1 pseudogene is annotated in these 2507 nt (G+C 43.6%); it reads left to right on the top strand.

The window, feature by feature from the left end:
* Positions 1-2507, top strand: a pseudogene (locus HMPREF3182_RS07620) (hypothetical protein); the annotation flags it as partial.

Consider the following 2507-nt stretch of genomic DNA (forward strand, 5'->3'; position numbering starts at 1 on the left):
CAATATAGGTGATACAGAAAGAACTGCATGGGCAGGAAAACTCGGCACGGGTAAAGTGGAAGCGAATGACACTAACCTTGTAACCGGCAAGACTGTCTATGATTTCGTGAACCCGGTCAAGAAACAAGCGGAAACGAATAAAAAAGATATTGCCACTTTGCAAGAAGGATTCACTATTCAAGACGAAGCTACTCCGACGGCAGGGAAGAAAGTAATCAAAGCAAAAGATACAATTACCTTTAAGAGCGATGCAAATCTTACGAGTAAAGTTGGTGCTGATGGCAGTGTAACGTATGGATTAAATAGTGCATTGACAAATATGAACAGCATTACCTTTGCAGCTCCGACTCCGGCACCGGGTGCCACAAGCAAGGCACTTACCATTGACGGTACAGCAGGAACGATTACAGGATTGACGAATACGACATGGAATGCAAATGCTATTACATCCGGTCGTGCTGCAACGGAAGATCAGTTGAAATCTTTATCCGAGACAGTGAGCAGTAATGCTTCCGGTTCGACGGATTATCAATTAGTGAAAGCCGGTACGACAACGACAACAGACGGAAACGGTGTATATACGCCGGGGACAGATGGAAAGATAGATTTATTAGTTCAAGATAAAAAGCATAAGGGTAATATAGAAACGATTACAATTTCCGATGTGGCAAAGCAAACTGAATTAGTTAAGGTACAAAAGAAATTAGAAGAAGGGTTTACGGTAGGAGAAGCCGGAGAAGCCGGTAAAGACGGGAAAGTGGAAGTTATCGGAAAAGACGGAAGCTCTGTTGTTATCAACGGTAAAGACGGCTCTATCGGCTTGAACGGGACAAATGGACAAAACGGTCTTTCCATTCGCGGTGAAAAAGGTGACGAAGGGAAACCGGGTGTAGACGGCACGACAACCATTAAACGCATTGTCATTGCCGATCCGACCGGACAGAATCCGCATTCTGTGGCTACTTTGGATGACGGCTTGAGATTTGCCGGCAATGTAGGAAACTTCTACTCCAAACTGAATGAAACCGTGGAAATTGTCGGTGGTGTTACGGTAGGAGAACATGAAAAGGCAGAAGATAAACTGACCGATGAAAATATCGGTGTAGTGGCTAATAAAGAAGCCGGGAAGAACGGTAAACTGGATATTAAACTGGCGAAGAATCTGAAGGATTTGTCAAGTGCTACGTTTACCAAGACCGTTCAAAATGGAGATAAAGAGGAAACTACGAGTACCGTTATTAATGACATGGGAACGACGGTTACGGATAAAGACGGCAATACCAATCAAACGACTGCCGGCGGTACGGTCATTCAGAATAAAGATGGCAAAGAAAAGGTAGAAATTACGAAAGACGGTATTACCATTACGGACGTCGAAGATGGAACACTTGATAATCCGAAAAAGAAGGTTTCTTTAACCAAAGACGGACTCAATATGGGCGGTCAGGAAATCACGAATGTCAAAGAAAGTACGACCGTCACCAGTGCCGCCACAGTAGGACAAGTAAATGCAGCTAAGAAAGAAGCAATGGATACATTAACAGCAGGCTTTGATGTTAAGGCAGGAAATGTAACAGGAACCGTTTCCTTGAAAGCGAAGGAAAAACCGACTGTTGAATTTTTGTCATCCGGAAGCGGATTGTCCGTAGATTTGTTGACGGATGTAGCAACGCATACACAAAAAGTGATTTATCGCTTATCGGATACACCGGTATTTGGTGAAAAAGCGGTACCGGGAGAAGCCGGTAAACCGGGTAAAGATGGTAAAGTGGAAGTTATCGGAAAAGACGGCAGTGCTGTTGTTATCAACGGTAAAGACGGCTCTATCGGTTTGAACGGGACAAATGGACAAAACGGTCTTTCCATTCGCGGTGAAAAAGGTGACGAAGGGAAACCGGGTGTAGACGGCACGACAACCATTAAACGCATTGTCATTACCGATTCGAACGGACAGAATCCGCACTCTGTGGCTACTTTGGATGACGGCTTGAAATTTGCCGGCGACAGCGGAGAAGCTATTGCGAAGAAATTGAATGAAACCGTTACTATTTCCGGTGGCGTAACAGATGAAACCAAGTTGACCGATAATAACATCGGTGTGGTGGCTAAAGATGGAAAGCTTAATGTAAAATTAGCTAAGAATCTAACCGGTTTGGAAAGTGCTACGTTTACGGATAAAGACGGTAATACCAATAAAACGACTGCCGGCGGTACGGTAATTCAGAATAAAGCTGGCACAGAAAAGGTAGAAATAACGAAAAACGGTATTACCATTATGGATGCCGGAGATGGTACACTTGCTCATCCGGGTAAGACGATTTCTTTGACGAAGGACGGATTCGATAACGGCGGTAATAGAATTACCAATATCGCTAATGGTATAGCCGATAACGATGCGGCTACGGTAGCTCAGGTTAATGAAGTAAAAAATACTGTTGGTAAAGATATTTCTAAACTTAAAGCCGGGTTTAATATTAAAGATGAAGGAACGGGAACAAGTAATGTAA

The sequence above is a fragment of the Megasphaera hutchinsoni genome (assembly GCF_001553405.1).
GTDB lineage: Bacteria > Bacillota > Negativicutes > Veillonellales > Megasphaeraceae > Megasphaera > Megasphaera hutchinsoni.